Raw genomic sequence first — 14,931 nt, 5'->3', positions numbered from 1 at the left:
CGTCAGTCGTGCAGGTCCCTTGAAATCGGCGGCCCGATGGTGAAGCCGGAAAAGGTCGCCTCGAAACCTTCGCGCTGCGGCGAGCAGCACATCATGCCGACATCGACCTTTTTCGAGATCGGGAAATAGGCCAGCCGCACCGGCTTCCAATGGCCATCCGAGGCATCCAGATATTGGATGCGGATCGCCTCGGCGTGGCGGGTCAGGCGGATCCTGACGCCGTCCTTGCCGGCGGCTATGGCGACCAGCGACCAGTCGGAGGTGTCGTTGGTGACCACGACGGAGAAGTAGGCCAGCCCGTCGGTGTATTCGATGCCGGCCTTGATCCAATGCGTTTCGCTGAGGCGCAGCATCAGGCCAGCCTGATCGTAGAGCACCTTGTAGTCGCCCTTGACGGTGACCTCCGCACTGAAGTCACCTTCGACGGAACGGTAGAAGAAGTGACCGTTGTCGCGCCAGAAGCCATAGAAGGTCTCGCGCCAGAAATCGGTGTCCTTGCCGGTGCGAACGGTGAGCGTGCCGTCGCCGACCGTGTGGTGCGGCGGCGGGTTGAGCCATGTCATGTCGGCCACGCTCATCGATCTCCTCCCGAATCGGATCAGCCGGCGAATGTATAGGCGGTCTTCACCGTGGTGTAGAACTCCATCGCGTAACGGCCCTGCTCGCGCGGGCCGTAGCTGGAGCCCTTGCGGCCGCCGAACGGCACGTGGAAATCGACGCCGGCGGTCGGCAGGTTGACCATCACCATGCCGGCTTCGGAATTGCGCTTGAAGTGCGTCGCATGCTTGAGGCTGGTGGTGCAGATGCCGGAAGTGAGGCCGAACGGCGTGTCGTTGGCGACGCTGAGCGCCTCGTCATAGTCCTTGACGCGGATGACGTTGGCGACCGGCCCGAAGATCTCTTCGCGCGAGATGCGCATTTCGTTGGTGGCACCGAGGAACAGCGCCGGCCGCAGGTAAAAACCAGGCGTCTCGCGCTCCAGCCGCTCACCGCCGAAAGCGAGCTCGGCGCCTTCCTGGCGGCCGATGGCGATATAATCCTCGTCCTGCTTGAGCTGCGTCTGGTCGACGACCGGGCCGATCTGGGTCTTGGCATCGAGCGCATCGCCGATGACCAGCTTGTCCAGCCGCTCCTTCACCGCATCGACGAAACGGTCGTGGATGCGTTCGGTGACGATCAGGCGCGAGGAGGCCGTGCAGCGCTGTCCGGTCGAGAAATAGGCGCCGTTGACGGCGCAATCGACCGCCACCGCGAGATCGGCGTCGTCGAGCACGACGAGCGGGTTCTTGCCGCCCATTTCCAGCTGGAACTTGCGCATATGCTCGACACTCGCCGCGGCGACGCGCTTGCCCGTGCCGACGGAGCCGGTGAAAGAGATGGCGTTGACGTCGGGGCTGTCGAGCATCGCCTGGCCGACCACCGAGCCCTTGCCCATGACAAGATTGAGCACGCCTTTGGGCAGGCCGGCGCGGTGCAGGATATCGACGATGGTCCAGGCGCTTTCGGGCACCAGCTCGGCCGGCTTGAAGACAATGGTGTTGCCGTAGGCGAGCGCCGGGGCGATCTTCCAGGCGGGAATGGCGATGGGGAAATTCCACGGCGTGATGATGCCGACGACGCCGACGCCTTCGCGGGTCATCTCGACGCCGACGCCCGGCCTGACGCTCGGCACCATCTCGCCCGACAGACGCAGCGTCTCGCCGGCGAAGAAATCGAAGATCTGCGCCGCGCGGATGGTCTCGCCGACGCCCTCCGCCAAGGTCTTGCCTTCTTCACGCGCGAGCGACCGGCCGATCTCGTCCTTGCGCGCCATGATCTCGTCAGAGGTCTTCTTCAGCACGGCGTGGCGGGCCAGCGGGCCGGAGCGCGACCAGGCCGGAAAAGCGGCCTTGGCGGCCGCGATGGCCTGCTTTGCCTCCTCCGCCCCGGCCGAAGCGTATTCGCCGACGACATCGTTGGTGTTCGAGGGATTGATGTTGCGCGAGCCGGCTTCGCCAAGCCACTCGCCATCGATCAGATTCTTGCGCAGCACGGTCATCTTGTTTTTCCTTGGGTTTTGGTCGCGGCGGCCTTCGGCCGGGTCAATTGTCAGACAAATGGTATAGTCATTGTCCCGCAGGAGGTCTACCCGCGATCTTAAACCTAGAGCGTTCACCGTTCAGGGAAACGGCGAAACGCCCTAGCCCCTTGTTTGACGCAATTCCGGACGGAAAACCGCTCACATTTTCCTGGACTTGCTCTGAAGCCGCATCACGTCAGGTCGAGAACGACCAGAACAGGCAGGCGAGCGTCACCGCACCGAAGGCGACGAAGGACAGGCTTCTGAGCAGGATGTTGCGGCGGAGCTCGTTCATGGCGAGGTGCGCGGCCACAATCACTGCCACGAACAAGAAACGCCAGTTGAAGAGCGCCCAAAGCACCTCATGCTGGCCGAAGGCCCATCTGGCGAGCAGCGAGCCGACAATCGTTGCGAACAGCATGATCGTCGCCCAGAAGATCGCGTCGGCGGCATGGGTCAGCACGATGCCGGCCGCGCGGATCGGCAGGATCATCATCAGCATCGCGCCGAAGAAATAGACGGCGGCAATCGCAAGGAAGGAGCCGGCGTCGGCAATGCCGTCGAGGCGCTTCACGCCGAACGCGCCGTAGGGATAGCCGTGCCTCGCCACGGCCAGTGACAGCGCCATCAGCAGGGCACTCAGAACGGTGATCAGTGCGAATGTGCCGAGGGCCTTGCTCATGCCGTTTCCTGTCGAGGCGAATCAACGGAAACGATTCTAGCCTACGGTCTTCCGACCTGCATCGACGTCTAGCCGATCCGGTTTCCGCTCGCCGGATCGAACAGATGCAGCGCCGCCGGATCGGCGGCAAGGCGGATGGTGTCGCCGGGCTTCACGTCGCTGCGGCCCATGACGAAGACGCAGATCTGCTGGTTGGCCAGCCTGACATAGAACTGCGTCGACAGGCCGAGCGGCTCGACCACCTCGACCTCGGCCTTCAGCGCGCCATCGTCGACCGGCTTGATGTGCTCGGGCCGCAGTCCGATGGTGAGGTTATCACCGTCGCCGAGCGGCAGGCCGTCGGGCAATCTGAGCTTCTGGCCGTCGGCGAGCACGGCATCGACCTTGCCGCTCTTGGCGACCTTAGCCGGCAAGAAATTCATGCCCGGCGAGCCGATGAAGCCGGCGACGAAGGTGTTGGCTGGCCGATCGTAAAGCTCCAGCGGACGGCCGACCTGCTGGACATAGCCGTCATGCATGACGACGATGCGATCGGCCATGGTCATGGCCTCGACCTGGTCGTGGGTGACATAGACCGACGTGGTCTTGAGCTGCTGGTGCAGCGCCTTGATCTCGGCGCGCATATGGACGCGCAATTTGGCGTCGAGGTTCGACAGCGGCTCGTCGAACAGGAACACTTTCGGGTCGCGCACGATGGCGCGGCCCATGGCGACGCGCTGGCGCTGGCCGCCGGAAAGCTGGCGCGGCAGGCGGCCGAGATACGTCTCGAGGCCGAGCCGCTTGGCGGCGGCGCCCACGCGCCCGTCGATCGTCGTCTTCTCGGCCTTCTTCAGCATCAGGCTGAAGCCCATGTTCGAGGAGACATCCATATGCGGATAGAGCGCGTAGGATTGGAACACCATGGCGATGTCGCGGTCCTTGGGCGCGATGTCGTTGACCAGGCGCTCGCCGATACGGATCTCGCCACCGGTGACCTCTTCCAGGCCGGCGATCATGCGCAAAAGCGTGGACTTGCCGCAGCCCGACGGGCCGACCAGCACGACGAACTCGCCGTCGGCAATCTCGAGATCGACGCCGTGCAGGATGCGCAGCGCGCCATAGTCCTTCTCGACATTTTGCAGCGTGACGGAAGCCATCGTTTATCCTTTGACCGCGCCGGCGGTGAGGCCGGTGACAAGATAGCGTTGCAGGAAGGCGAAAAAGACGCAGACCGGGATGAGCGCCAGGATGGACGCCGCCATCATCTGCCCCCAGTCGACGGCGAACTTGCCGATGAAGGTGAGCAGGCCGACGGCGAAGGTCTTCTGCTCGTCGCTGGAGATCAGCATCAGCGCAAACAGCAATTCGCTCCAGGCGGCGGTGAAGACGAAGCCGAGCGTCGCGCCCATGCCGGGCAAGGTCAGCGGCACGATCACCCGGCGCATCGCCTGAGCCCGGGTGCAGCCGTCGATCATCGCCGCTTCCTCCAGGTCCTTCGGGATGCCGTCGAAAAAGGACTGCATGAGGAAAGTGGCGAAGGCGGTGTTGAAGGCCGTGTAGATGATGATCAGGCCGATCAGGCTGTTGGTGAGACCCAGATCGCCCATGATGCGGTAGATCGGCGGAATGACCATGACCAGCGGGAAGGTCTGAGTGAGCAGCAGCAGGATCGCCAAAGTCGCCTTGCCGCGGAAGGTGAAGCGTGACATGGCATAGCCGGCCAGCGTGGCGATGACGGTGACAAACGCGGCGGTCGACACCGAGACGATGACACTGTTGAGAAAATAACGCGGGAAATCGGAGGCTTCGAGCACGGTGTCGAAGTTCTTGAGCGTCATCTCGGACGGCCAGAAGGTGATGCCTTCGGAATAGAGCAGGCGCTCGGGCGTCACCGAGATCTTCAGCGTCCAGAAGATCGGGAACAGCGCGAAGATCACGTAGGCCGCGATGGCTGCATAGAGCCCGATGCCGCCGAAGATACGCGAGGAGGTGGAGCGACCGGCGATCATCAGACGTGCCTCACCAGCGTGCGGCGGATGGCGATCAGGCCGATGGCGTAGGCGATCAGCAGCACCAGAAGCAGCACCGCCACCGCCGAAGCGTAGCCCTTGTCGAGCGACTTGAAGGCGCTGACATAGATGTAGACCGGCACCGTGCTGGTCGAGCCGGCCGGTCCGCCCTCGGTCATGACGAAAATCAGGTCGGCGAAAGTGGCGATCCAGATCGTGCGCAGCATGACGGTGATGACGATGGTCGGCGCCAGGAAGGGAAGCGTCACTTTGGTGAAGCGCTGCCAGGGCGAGGCGCCGTCGATTGCCGCCGCCTCATGGAGTTCGGACGGGATCGACTTCAGCGCCGCCAGCAGCGTGATGGCGAAGAAGGGAATGCCGAACCAGATGTTGGCGACGATCGGTCCCCACATGGCGGTGGCGGGATCGGAGAGCACATTGGTCGGCTCGGCCTTCAGCCCGAGCGCGAAGAGCCAGTGCGGCAGCGGACCAATGATTGGGTTGAACAGCCAGGCCCAGGTGAGGCCGGAAAGAAAAGACGGCACCGCCCAGGGCAGGAACACCACCGCCTGCACGATCCTGCGGCCGTAGAACGGCTTGTCGAGCAGCAGCGCGAGGCCCAGTCCAAGGAAGAACTGGAAGAACAGGCTGGCGACCGTCCACCAGAGCGTGTTGATCAGCGCCTGGCCGAGCACCTGATCGGAGAGCATCGCCTGATATTGCACGAGGCCGACATATTCCGATTTGAAGGCCGAGAATTTGCGGAAGGAATAGCTGATGCCGATGATCAGCGGCACCAGAAGCACGAGGACCAGCAGGACGATGGCCGGCGAAAGATAGAGCCACGGCTCGATCGCGGCCTTGCTCAGCCGCTTCCTGCGCGGCCGGGCGGCGGATCGGATTTCGGACACGGCGTAGGTCATAAGTTTTGGCTCTACGGGTGATGGGTGGATGCCGGGGACGGCAACAGCGTCCTTCTCCCCATTCATGGGGAGAAGATGCCGGTTCGCCCTCCGTAGCAGCGGTGCAGCTGCTGCGAAGGAGGGCAGGCAAATGAGGGGCGGAGCCAGCCTATCCGAACTCGGCGCCGCCCCTCATCCGGGCATTTTTGTGCATGTCGTTATCCCAAAACCGCTTCGCACTTTTGGGCGACATGCATCGCGTGCCACCTTCTCCCGGTGACGGGGAGAAGGAGGGGCCTGCGCCTACTTCTTGTTTTTCGCCAGCCAGTCCTGCTGCTCCTTGGTCAGGAACTTGGCCCATTCGTCGGCCACTTCCTTGGCCTGCTTCTGGCCGAGCAGCACCTCCTGGAAGTTCTTGATCGCCACCTGGTCGACGAAGTTGCCGAGGTTCTCCAGATGCGTCGGCGGCGTCACCATTTCATATTTGGAGCTGTCGTTAAGCTCGGTGAACCAGCCCTTGAACTGCTCGGTCTTGAAGTGGGCGTCCTGATCGGCGCCGTTATGGATCGGGACCACGCCTACTTCCTTCGCCCATTCCAGATTGTCCTTGGGTGACAAAAGCGTCGACATCAGCTTCCAGGCTTCGTCCTTGTGCTGGGACTTGGCGAACATCGCCCAGCCGGCATAGCCCAGCGTCGGATAGGACTTGCCGCTCGGACCCACAGGAAGCGGCGCGACGGTGAAGTCGTCGGCACTCATCTTGTCGGCAATGCCAAGCAGCGCGTCCGGATCCTGGTTGAGCATGGCGCAGGTGCCGGAATAGAAGCCGGTCACCGTCTCGTTGAAGCCCCAGCTCACGGAATCTTTCGGCGCCAGGCCGTTCTTGTACATGTCGGCCAGCATCTGCAGACCCTTCACCGAGCCCTCGTCATTGATGGTCGAGACACCGTCGTCAGTGAAATAGCCGCCCTTGCCGTCGGCGATGTTCATGAACATGTGCAGGCCGTTGAAAGCGCCCGGGCCGCCGCGCAGGCAGTAGCCGTATTTACCGGGGATGGCGGAGATCTTCTTGGAGAAGGAGACGAACTCGTCGAGGTTTTCCGGCGGCCGATCGAGGCCGGCTTCCTTGAACAGTTTCTTGTTCCAGAACAGCGCGTTCACATAATAGCCATAGGGGATCATGAACTGCGTGTTGTTGACGGTCGAGCCGAACTGCTTGGCGCGGTCGCCCAGCGTCTTGGCGTCGGGCCACTTGGCCATATAGGGGCCGAGGTCCTCGAGCTGGCCGTTATTGGCGTAGAGGCCCATCCAGCGTTCCGGCATTTCGACCACATCGGGCGTGTCGCCGGCCTGCACCATAGTCAAAAATTTTTCGAAGGCCTGGCCCCAGGGCAGCGAAACCACCTCGACCTTGATACCCGGATTGGCGCTTTCGAATTCGGCGATCTGCTTCTTCAGGAATTCGGTGCGCGGCGGGCTGGTGATGACTTCGACCAGCTTGATGGTGGTATCGGCCAGTGCGCCGCTGGCGGAAATCGCCAGGCCGGCGACGGCGGCAAACATGAAGGTCAGTTTTTTCATCTTCAGGACTCCCATTTTGATCCGTTTATTTTTTTGACCTATCGAAGGCCTGGGCGATGTCGGCCCAGAGGTCCTCGACATTTTCCAATCCGACATTGAAGCGGATGGTTCGGGGGCTGACGCCGAAGCGCGCCATCGAATTGATGCCCGGCGTCTGCTCGAGCGAAGCTTTTGCCGGCACGACCAGGCTTTCATGGCCGCCCCAGCTGACGCCGATGCGGAAGAATTTCAGCGCATCGACGAAGGCCGGGATGTCGACATCCTCCGTGACCTCGAAGGAGAACAGGCCGGCATAGCCGGCTAAGGTCTTCTTGCCGGGATGGTTGGAATAGGCGGGATGGTTGACCCGCTCGACCTGGCCGTGGGCCTTCAGCCGCTCGGCCAGGTCGAGCCCGCTCTTCATGTGATGCGGAAGGCGCAGCGGGAGCGTGCGCAGGCCGCGCAACAGCAGCCAGCCTTCGAAGGGCGACAGCTTGCCGCCAAGCTGCGAATAGGTCTGCTCGTTGATGTGCTTGATGTGGGCGGCCGAGCCCGCCACCACGCCGGCAACGGTGTCGCTGTGGCCGCTCAGATATTTCGAGGCCGAATGCAGCACCAGGTCGACGCCATGCGAGATCGGCTTCTGGAAGACGGGGGTGGCCCAGGAATTGTCGATGGTCGTAACGATGCCCTGCTCCTTCGCCAGTCGCGTCAGATGCTCCAGATCCTGCAGCTCGAACATCATCGAGGTCGGGCTTTCGAGGTAGAGCAGCTTGGCGCCGGGAAGGGCCGCCGCAACCGCGTCGGGGTCCGAGCCGTCGACATAGTCGACCTTGATGTGAAGGCGCGGGAACAGCCGCTCGAACAGCCGATAGGCGTCGCCATAGCAATTGCGCACGGCAACCATGCGCTCGCCGGCGCCGACGAAGGCGAGCACGGTCGCGCTGATCGCAGCCATGCCACTCGAGAAGCCGCGCGCAGCTTCAGCACCTTCGAGCGCCGCGACACGCGCCTCGAACTCCATCACCGTTGGATTGTCCCCGCGCGAGTAGATCGGCTGCTTTCTCCGGCCGGCGAAGGTGTCGGCCATATCGGCGTAATTGGCGAAGGTGAAGAGCGACGTCTGGTAGATCGGCGGCACCACCGCGCCGCCCGGGAACGGATCGTCATGCGCCAGAAGCGTCGCCGCCTCGCCGAGATAATCGCTGGCCAAAGAGGCCGGATCGAAAGTGTTGGGCTGCTCGTTCATCTGCGGTCCAAAAGCTTGAGGTTGGCGGCGCCGCGCTTCAGATCGTCCTCGACGGTGGCGATGAGCTTCAGCGCTTCGGCGCGGGCGCCTTCCGGGTCATGCGCGGCGATGCGGTCGAAGATGGTGCGGTGATAGGGGAAACTGGCATGACCGAAGTCGCGCACGCCGAGCGGATGCTCCCAGAAGCGATGGAAGAGCTCATGCATGGCGCTGATGATCTGCTCGAACAGCGGATTGCCGGAGGCGCGATAGACCGCCTGATGGAATTCCCAGTCCTCTTCCGAGGACATGCCGGCGCGGGTCTTGAAAGCATCTTCCATGATGTCGAGCTTGCGCTCGATCTCGGCGATCTCGGCCTTGCCGGCGCGGATGGCGCAAAGGGCGGCGGCTTCCGCCTCCAGCGCCCTGCGGATCTCCAGCGTCCGCATCAGGCCGGCGAAATCGTTGCCGCCGGAGAGTGTCAGCGGCATGTGCAGCATGTCGGGCGAGACTACGGCCTTGAGATAGGTGCCCGAGCCCTGCCGCCGTTCAACGAGGCCGAGGCCCTCCCAGCGGGTCAGGGCCTCGCGCACCGTGTTGCGGCTGACCTTGAGACGTTCGGCGAGGATGCGTTCGGTCGGCAGTTTTTCGCCTGGGCCAAGAGCCTCCTGCCGCACGAATCCCGCCAAAGCCTTCAGCACCGCGTCGTCGCGGGCTGTCGTCTGGATGGGGGGCAGGAAATCGGTCACGCCAGCCGCGCCTAAAGTGGTTCAATGGTCCAACCAATTTCTGCACAGGCGGAAAGGTGAGTCAACAGCCGAAATGGGCTGGGCTGAACAGCGCGGATATGCGCCATCCAGCCCGGCGTTTCAGGCGCGGATGCGCGCCGGTACGGCCGCACGCTCGTGGCGCCAGCGCGCGAACATTTCCTCGCGGGCCCGCCGCGAACCCGAAAGCCGCTCCTTCGCCTCCGCCAGGACGGCGGGCGAAGCTTCGGCGGGCGTGCCTGACCGGAAAGGAGGCGCCGGCGCATATTCGAGCGAGAGCTGCACGATTTCCGCTTCGGCCTGGCCGAGCAGCCTTGCGACCAGTGCCAAACCGAAATCGATGCCGGAGGTGACGCCGCCGGCGGTGATCAGCTTGCCGTCCTCGACGATCCGTGCATCGATAGGGATCGCGCCGAACTCCTCAAGAAAATCATGCGCATACCAATGGGTGGTGGCGCGCTTGCCCTTGAGCAGCCCGGCCGCGCCAAGCACCAGGGCGCCGCTGCAGACCGAGGTGATGTAGCGCGCCTGCGCGGCGCGCTCCCAGACGAAGTCGAGAACCGCCTTGTCCTCGAGCAGCGCATTGACGCCGCCACCACCCGGAATGCACAGCACGTCGAGAGGCGGGCAGTCGTCGAAGGTCGCGGTCGGCGTGAGGGAAAGGCGCGTCGAGGACGTCACCGGATTGCGATTCTTCCAGATCAGTTCCACCTCCGCGCCCTTGGCCGTCGCCATAACCTCATAAGGCCCGGTGAGGTCGAGCTGCTGGACGTTGGGGAATACGAGAATGCCGAAACGAAGGCTCATGGAGATCTCCTTTGAGGTTGACTTCCGGCAATCTAAGGGATCATGCTTTGGCACGATTGCCATTCACCCCTCGTTTCGGGCCAAAGCCATGCGCCGAATCGAAATCCTCGCCTATCCCGACATCCAGCTCCTCGATGTCAGCGGACCTCTGCAGGTTTTCGCCAGTGCCAATGACTTCAGGATGCAGGCCGGCGAAGCGGCCGCCTATGAGGTCATCGTCGTCGCCGCCTCGCCGCGGATCAGGACATCGTCCGGTTTGGTGCTGGAGGCAGCGGCGCTGCCGGCGCACGGGAGCGAGATCGACACACTGATCGTGCCCGGCGGCTGGGGCGTGAACGCGGCCTGCGAGGAGGCTGAGCTGGTCCAGTGGATTATCGGCCGCTCGCGCGATGCCACGCGAACGGCCTCCGTCTGCAGCGGCGCCATGCTGCTGGCGCAGGCAGGCCTGCTCGACGGTCGCCGCGCGGTTACCCACTGGGGCCGTTGCGAGGAGTTCGCCCGGCGCTTTCCGGCGGTAAGGCTCGAGCCCGACCCGATCTTCATTCGCGACGGCAATGTGTGGACCTCGGCCGGCGTGACGGCGGGCATCGACCTCGCGCTTTCCTTCGTCGAGGCCGACCTCGGCCGGCGCATGGCGCTCGCCGTGGCGCGCGAACTGGTCGTCTTCCTGAAACGTCCCGGCGGCCAGGCGCAGTTCAGCCAGACCCTCAAGCTGCAGGAGGGCGACGGGCGCTTCGACCGGCTGCATGGCTGGATCCTGGACAATCTGAGCGGCGACCTTTCGCTGGAACAGTTGGCCGAGCACGCCAATATGAGCCGGCGCAGCTTCTCGCGGCGCTATCAGGAGGCGACGGGGCGGACACCCGCGCGTGCCGTCGAGGAGATCCGCATCGAAGCGGCGCGGCGGATGCTGGAGCGGGGGCAGACGGTCAGCCAAACGGCGAGGCGCTGCGGCTTCGGCTCGGAGGAAACGATGCGGCGCGGCTTCCTACGGGTGCTCGGCACCAACCCGCGCGACTACCGCGAGCGATTCTGATCGCGATTGTCCGAGCCGGACGACAGGGTGATCGCTGTGACGCGGCGGAACTCGCGGAAATTCGATTCGTCTGGGCGCCGGATTCGCATCGCCGCCGTCACCGACATGTCGGTTCCCTGCGCAGCCGGCAGGCTTAGAAAATGCGGAAGTCATTGATATATTGCGAGACATTCTTGTCATCGCTGGCGCAACCGGTCTGGCGCCACAAGGACGGTTAGTTCGCCGAGTGGTAACCGGCGCCGTGTGGTAAGCCGGCGAGGATTCCGCGGGCGCGATGGCTTATAGCGCTGCCGGAAGCGGCCCAATCGCCGCGAGGCCGGCTTCGGTCAGCGCGTAGACGCCGCGCTCGGCCCGAGCGAACCAGCCGTAATAATTGTGCAAAAGAATGCTGGCGGCGCGCGGCGAAAGGGCCTTGAGATCGCGCGGCCGCTTCGGACCGTCGGCCATGGCGGCGGCGCAGGCCAGCGCTTCCTGCCGGTAGGCGGTCATGATCGGCTTCTTGCGCGTGCTGCCGCCGATGGACGGATCGCCTTTGCGGCGGTGATGCTCCTCGACCAGGCGCGAGCGCCGCCTGGGATCACGGCGCGGCGGCAAGGCGGCCGGACTGAGCAGCAGCTCCACCTCGCCCTTCTTGCCGACGCCCAACAGGCCGAAGCCGAGACGGCGGCAGAGCGCGCGAAAACGGCGGTCGTGCTCGCGGCCCTTGCCGCGCGCGGACATCAGAGCAGCCAGCCAGACCTCGTCGCATGCGGACGCGCGGTCGACGGCTTGCAGGACGAGCTCGAGGTTGAACTGCAGCTTCAGCTCGCAGATGACGACAACCGGCGGCTCGCCGGCGCGTACGCCGACCACATCGCAGCCGCCGATCTCGCCTTTGACCGCGAAATCCATGCTCTCGAGGAACCGCTTCACCGGCTCGTAGAGGGAAGTCTCCTGCATGCGGGAGGCATAGCCGATTCGCGGCGGTGCGGCACCGCGGGCCGCGGTCCGGTTTGCAGCGACAGCTTTCAGGGCCGATGCAGATAGTCCTCGATCGCCGCGCAGCATATCTCGTTGCCGCGGCCGATGGTGAAGGTGAGCCCGTGGCCCTTCAGCGACGGAACATCGGTCTCGAGGATGACATAGGCGGCCGAATAGTCCGGGTCGGGATTCATCGCGTCGGAACCGTCGAGGCTTTGCGATGTCGGGAAGCGCAGGTCGAAGGTTCTGAGGTCCGTGATTTTCGTCATTGCTGCCTCGTACTGGCCCGCCTCGTTATTCGATCGCCGCCGCTCGACTGCCTGCCGGAACAGCCTCAGATCGACCAGCCGCCGTCGATATTATAGGCCTGCCCGGTCGTATAAGTCGCGCCTGCGAGATAGACGGCGAGGTCGGCGATCTCTTCCGGCGTGCCGATCCTGCCCATCGGCTGGCGGGCGATGAAAGCCGCGCGCGCCGCCTCATAGTCGCCCTGCGCCTGCATGCGACCCTGAAGCGAGGGGCTCTCGACAGTGCCCGGGCAGATGGCGTTGCAGCGTATTCCCTTGGCGACATAATCGGCGGCGATCGACTTGGTCAGGCCGACCACGGCCGCCTTGGTCACGCCATAGGCGAAGCGGTTCGGCACGCCCTTCGGGGCGCCGGCGACGGAGGCCATGTTGATGATCGATCCATCGCCGCGTTGCAGCATGCCGGGCAGCACGGCGCGGATGGTGCGGATCATGGCGCGCACATTGAGGTTGAAGGCAAAGTCGAGATCCTCGTCCTTCATCTCCAGGATCGAGCCGGCATGGACGAAGCCGGCGCAATTGAACAGCACGTCGACGCGGCCGATCTCGGCGAAGGCGGATTTCACCGCCTCGTCATTCAACACATCGAGTTTTCGCGTCGTAATGCCGGGTGTCTTGCCCAATTCGGCAAGGGCCGTCTCGTTGATGTCGGTGGCGTGGACGATGGCGCCGGCCTTGGCGAAAGCCAGCGCGCTTGCCCGTCCGATGCCCTGCGCGGCCGCCGTGACGACCACGACCTTGCCTGTGATATCAGCCATTCTTTGTCTCCGTCTTTCAGCCGGGCCGTCGCTCGACGATATAGATGTGATCCGCCGCCAGCACGACCTCGTCGCGCTGGTTCAAAACCTCGACGCGCTCGATGACGCGTCCGGCGTTCGGCCGTTTCGGGTCGTCCTCCTTGGCGGCGATGGTGGTGCGCGTGCGGATGGTGTCGCCGATGAAGACCGGCTTGATGAAGCGCAGCCGGTCATAGCCGTAGGAGAAGGCGACGGGGTTTATGACGCTCGCCGTCAAGCCGACGCCGACCGAGAAGACCAGCGTGCCATGCGCGATGCGCTGGCCGAAAGGCGTGGTCTTCATGAACTCGGCATCCATGTGATGCGGGAAGAAATCGCCGGTGTGGCCGGCGTGGACGACGAAATCGGTCTCGGTGATCGTGCGGCCGCTGGTGAGGCGCGACGAGCCGATCTCATAGTCCTCGAAATAGGTGGTCTGTTCCATGTCCTGTCTTAGGGCTTTTCGGCCAGCGGCGTTGCCGGCGCGGCGCTCGATTTGTAGGCGGCCTCGACCAGCGCCATGGTGTGCCAGGCATCCTCAACGGAGCTCACCAGCTCGGCGTCCTCGCCGGACGCGAAGCGCTGGACATTGGCCATGCGGCCGACAAAGGCATCGGGGAACCATTCGCCGGCGAGCGGGACGGCGACCCATTGCGAGCCGCCTTTCGGATAGATTTCCAGAATATCCGGCTCGCCGCGCGGATAGTCGAGGTTAAGGCCGAGCTTGACATAGGCCGCGCCCTCGGTGCCGCAGATGCGGAACTCGCAGGCCTGGTGGCGGCGCCCGAATTTATGGTCGTGGTTGATCGACAGCCCGCAGCGCACCGTGTCGCCATAGTCGAGGATGGCGCTGGTGCGGGTCTGCGCGACTTGGTGGTTGGGATGGCCGAGCGTCTTGGCGTGCACCCCAAGCGGATTGCCGAGAAGCTGGCGGATCAGGTCGAGATAATGGATCGAATGCATGGCGATCTCGACGCGCGGCGCCTTGAGCAGGAATTCCCAGAGCTGCCAGGGTGTGTCGAGCGCCAGAAGCGCGTCGAAATCCACGACCTCGCCCAGCCAGCCCTTGGCGATGGCATCCTTCAGCGCCAGCATCATCGGCGCGAAGCGAAGCTGGAAATTGACCGCCGCCTTGAGTTGCTTGGCGCGGCAGATTTCCAGGATCTCGGTCGCTTCGCCGAGATAGTTACCCATCGGCTTCTGGATCAGCGCGACGGCGCCATCGGGCAGCCCCTTCAGCACCTCGGCATGACGGCCCGGCGGCGTCGCCAGATCGAAGATTGCGTCCTTGACGGCTGCCGCCTCCTCTACCGAGCCGAACGCCGTCACGCCCCATTTGCCGGCGAGCCTTTGCGCCTTGGCCTGATCCGGATCGTAGAGGCCGGAAATCGGGAACCCGGCCTTGCTGTAAGCGGGAAAGTGCGCGTCGCCGACGATCGAGCCGGCGCCGAAGGTGACGATCGGGCGCGGCTTCGAAGGTTTTGGCCAGGACTGCGCCAGCGATGCCGGATCGAAGGCGTCAGTCATGGTGGAAGACCTCGTCCATCGTTGCCCACCACTCGCCTTCCTTGCGCGTTTCCAGCGGCTCCTGGCAAGGCATGCAGACCGACCACCATTCCTGCGTCTTCGGGTCGGCGGCCATTTTGGCCATGTCGGCGGCGAAGTCTGTGCCGTGATATTCGAAATAGGAGAACAGGAGGTTCTCCGGCCGCTTCAGGTAGATCGAATAGTTCTTGATGTTGCAGGCCGAGATCATGGTCAGCACGTCCGGCCAGACGGCGGCGTGGAGGCGGACATATTCCTCGACCTTCTCGGGCTTCAAGCCCAGCACCATTCCCATGCGCTGCATCATTCGCCT

16 protein-coding genes and 1 pseudogene are annotated in these 14,931 nt (G+C 64.0%); 1 reads left to right on the top strand and 16 read right to left on the bottom strand.

The window, feature by feature from the left end; genetic code table 11:
• Positions 1-2: 2 nt before the first annotated feature.
• The 10 genes from P9273_RS00800 to P9273_RS00755 form a co-directional block, all read right to left on the bottom strand.
• Entirely contained in the window at positions 3-578 is a 576-nt protein-coding gene (locus tag P9273_RS00800) for a DUF1349 domain-containing protein (RefSeq protein ID WP_278047202.1), read from the bottom strand.
• Between the two features lie 20 nt (positions 579-598).
• Complete coding sequence (locus tag P9273_RS00795) at positions 599-2,038, bottom strand: aldehyde dehydrogenase family protein (protein ID WP_278047201.1); 1,440 nt, start codon at positions 2,036-2,038, stop codon at positions 599-601.
• A 217-nt stretch (positions 2,039-2,255) separates the two neighbouring features.
• Positions 2,256-2,741: a hypothetical protein gene (locus P9273_RS00790; RefSeq protein WP_278047200.1), complete on the bottom strand. Its 486-nt coding sequence runs from the start codon at positions 2,739-2,741 to the stop codon at positions 2,256-2,258.
• 68 nt (positions 2,742-2,809) lie between these two features.
• Positions 2,810-3,877 carry an ABC transporter ATP-binding protein gene (locus P9273_RS00785; protein WP_278047199.1) on the bottom strand — a complete coding sequence of 356 codons (1,068 nt, stop codon included), beginning with the start codon at positions 3,875-3,877 and terminating at the stop codon, positions 2,810-2,812.
• 3 nt (positions 3,878-3,880) lie between these two features.
• The gene (locus tag P9273_RS00780) at positions 3,881-4,729 is read right to left on the bottom strand and encodes a carbohydrate ABC transporter permease (RefSeq protein WP_040993624.1); all 849 of its coding nucleotides are present in this window, start codon (positions 4,727-4,729) and stop codon (positions 3,881-3,883) included.
• On the bottom strand, positions 4,729-5,652 hold the full coding sequence (locus P9273_RS00775; RefSeq protein WP_278047198.1) for a carbohydrate ABC transporter permease: 924 nt from the start codon (positions 5,650-5,652) through the stop codon (positions 4,729-4,731). Before P9273_RS00775 ends, P9273_RS00780 begins: the two co-directional genes overlap by 1 nt.
• A gap of 282 nt (positions 5,653-5,934) precedes the next feature.
• Positions 5,935-7,212, bottom strand: a complete 1,278-nt coding sequence (locus P9273_RS00770) for an ABC transporter substrate-binding protein (protein WP_278047197.1) — start codon at positions 7,210-7,212, stop codon at positions 5,935-5,937.
• A 25-nt stretch (positions 7,213-7,237) separates the two neighbouring features.
• The gene (locus tag P9273_RS00765) at positions 7,238-8,440 is read right to left on the bottom strand and encodes a PLP-dependent transferase (protein ID WP_278047196.1); all 1,203 of its coding nucleotides are present in this window, start codon (positions 8,438-8,440) and stop codon (positions 7,238-7,240) included.
• Positions 8,437-9,168, bottom strand: a complete 732-nt coding sequence (locus P9273_RS00760; RefSeq protein ID WP_040993618.1) for a FadR/GntR family transcriptional regulator — start codon at positions 9,166-9,168, stop codon at positions 8,437-8,439. The genes P9273_RS00765 and P9273_RS00760 overlap by 4 nt, the downstream gene beginning before the upstream one ends.
• A 120-nt stretch (positions 9,169-9,288) precedes the next feature.
• A complete protein-coding gene (locus tag P9273_RS00755; RefSeq protein ID WP_278047195.1) occupies positions 9,289-9,993 on the bottom strand; it encodes a DJ-1/PfpI family protein in 705 nt (234 codons plus the stop codon).
• An 88-nt stretch (positions 9,994-10,081) separates the two neighbouring features.
• Between P9273_RS00755 and P9273_RS00750 the strand changes: the two genes are divergently transcribed.
• A complete protein-coding gene (locus tag P9273_RS00750; protein ID WP_278047194.1) occupies positions 10,082-11,029 on the top strand; it encodes a GlxA family transcriptional regulator in 948 nt (315 codons plus the stop codon).
• 279 nt (positions 11,030-11,308) lie between these two features.
• On the opposite strand, the gene P9273_RS00745 is transcribed toward P9273_RS00750, so the two are convergent.
• The 6 genes and pseudogenes from P9273_RS00745 to P9273_RS00720 all read right to left on the bottom strand — a co-directional run bounded on the left by P9273_RS00745 (position 11,309) and on the right by P9273_RS00720 (position 14,922).
• Positions 11,309-11,968 carry a DUF2161 domain-containing phosphodiesterase gene (locus P9273_RS00745; protein ID WP_278047193.1) on the bottom strand — a complete coding sequence of 220 codons (660 nt, stop codon included), beginning with the start codon at positions 11,966-11,968 and terminating at the stop codon, positions 11,309-11,311.
• Between the two features lie 77 nt (positions 11,969-12,045).
• Positions 12,046-12,258: pseudogene (locus tag P9273_RS00740) on the bottom strand (fuconate dehydratase); the annotation flags it as partial.
• A gap of 65 nt (positions 12,259-12,323) precedes the next feature.
• On the bottom strand, positions 12,324-13,055 hold the full coding sequence (locus P9273_RS00735) for an SDR family oxidoreductase (RefSeq protein WP_278047192.1): 732 nt from the start codon (positions 13,053-13,055) through the stop codon (positions 12,324-12,326).
• Between the two features lie 16 nt (positions 13,056-13,071).
• On the bottom strand, positions 13,072-13,518 hold the full coding sequence (locus tag P9273_RS00730; protein ID WP_040993608.1) for a MaoC/PaaZ C-terminal domain-containing protein: 447 nt from the start codon (positions 13,516-13,518) through the stop codon (positions 13,072-13,074).
• An 8-nt stretch (positions 13,519-13,526) separates the two neighbouring features.
• On the bottom strand, positions 13,527-14,600 hold the full coding sequence (locus tag P9273_RS00725; RefSeq protein ID WP_278047191.1) for a Gfo/Idh/MocA family protein: 1,074 nt from the start codon (positions 14,598-14,600) through the stop codon (positions 13,527-13,529).
• Positions 14,593-14,922 carry an L-rhamnose mutarotase gene (locus tag P9273_RS00720; protein WP_040994407.1) on the bottom strand — a complete coding sequence of 110 codons (330 nt, stop codon included), beginning with the start codon at positions 14,920-14,922 and terminating at the stop codon, positions 14,593-14,595. The genes P9273_RS00725 and P9273_RS00720 overlap by 8 nt, the downstream gene beginning before the upstream one ends.
• Positions 14,923-14,931: the final 9 nt, after the last annotated feature.

This window comes from Mesorhizobium sp. WSM4935 (assembly GCF_029625735.1).
In the GTDB taxonomy this organism is placed as follows: Bacteria; Pseudomonadota; Alphaproteobacteria; order Rhizobiales; family Rhizobiaceae; genus Mesorhizobium.
Note: the sequence above shows the minus strand (reverse complement) of the source record. Positions and strands in the feature narration are given on the sequence as shown.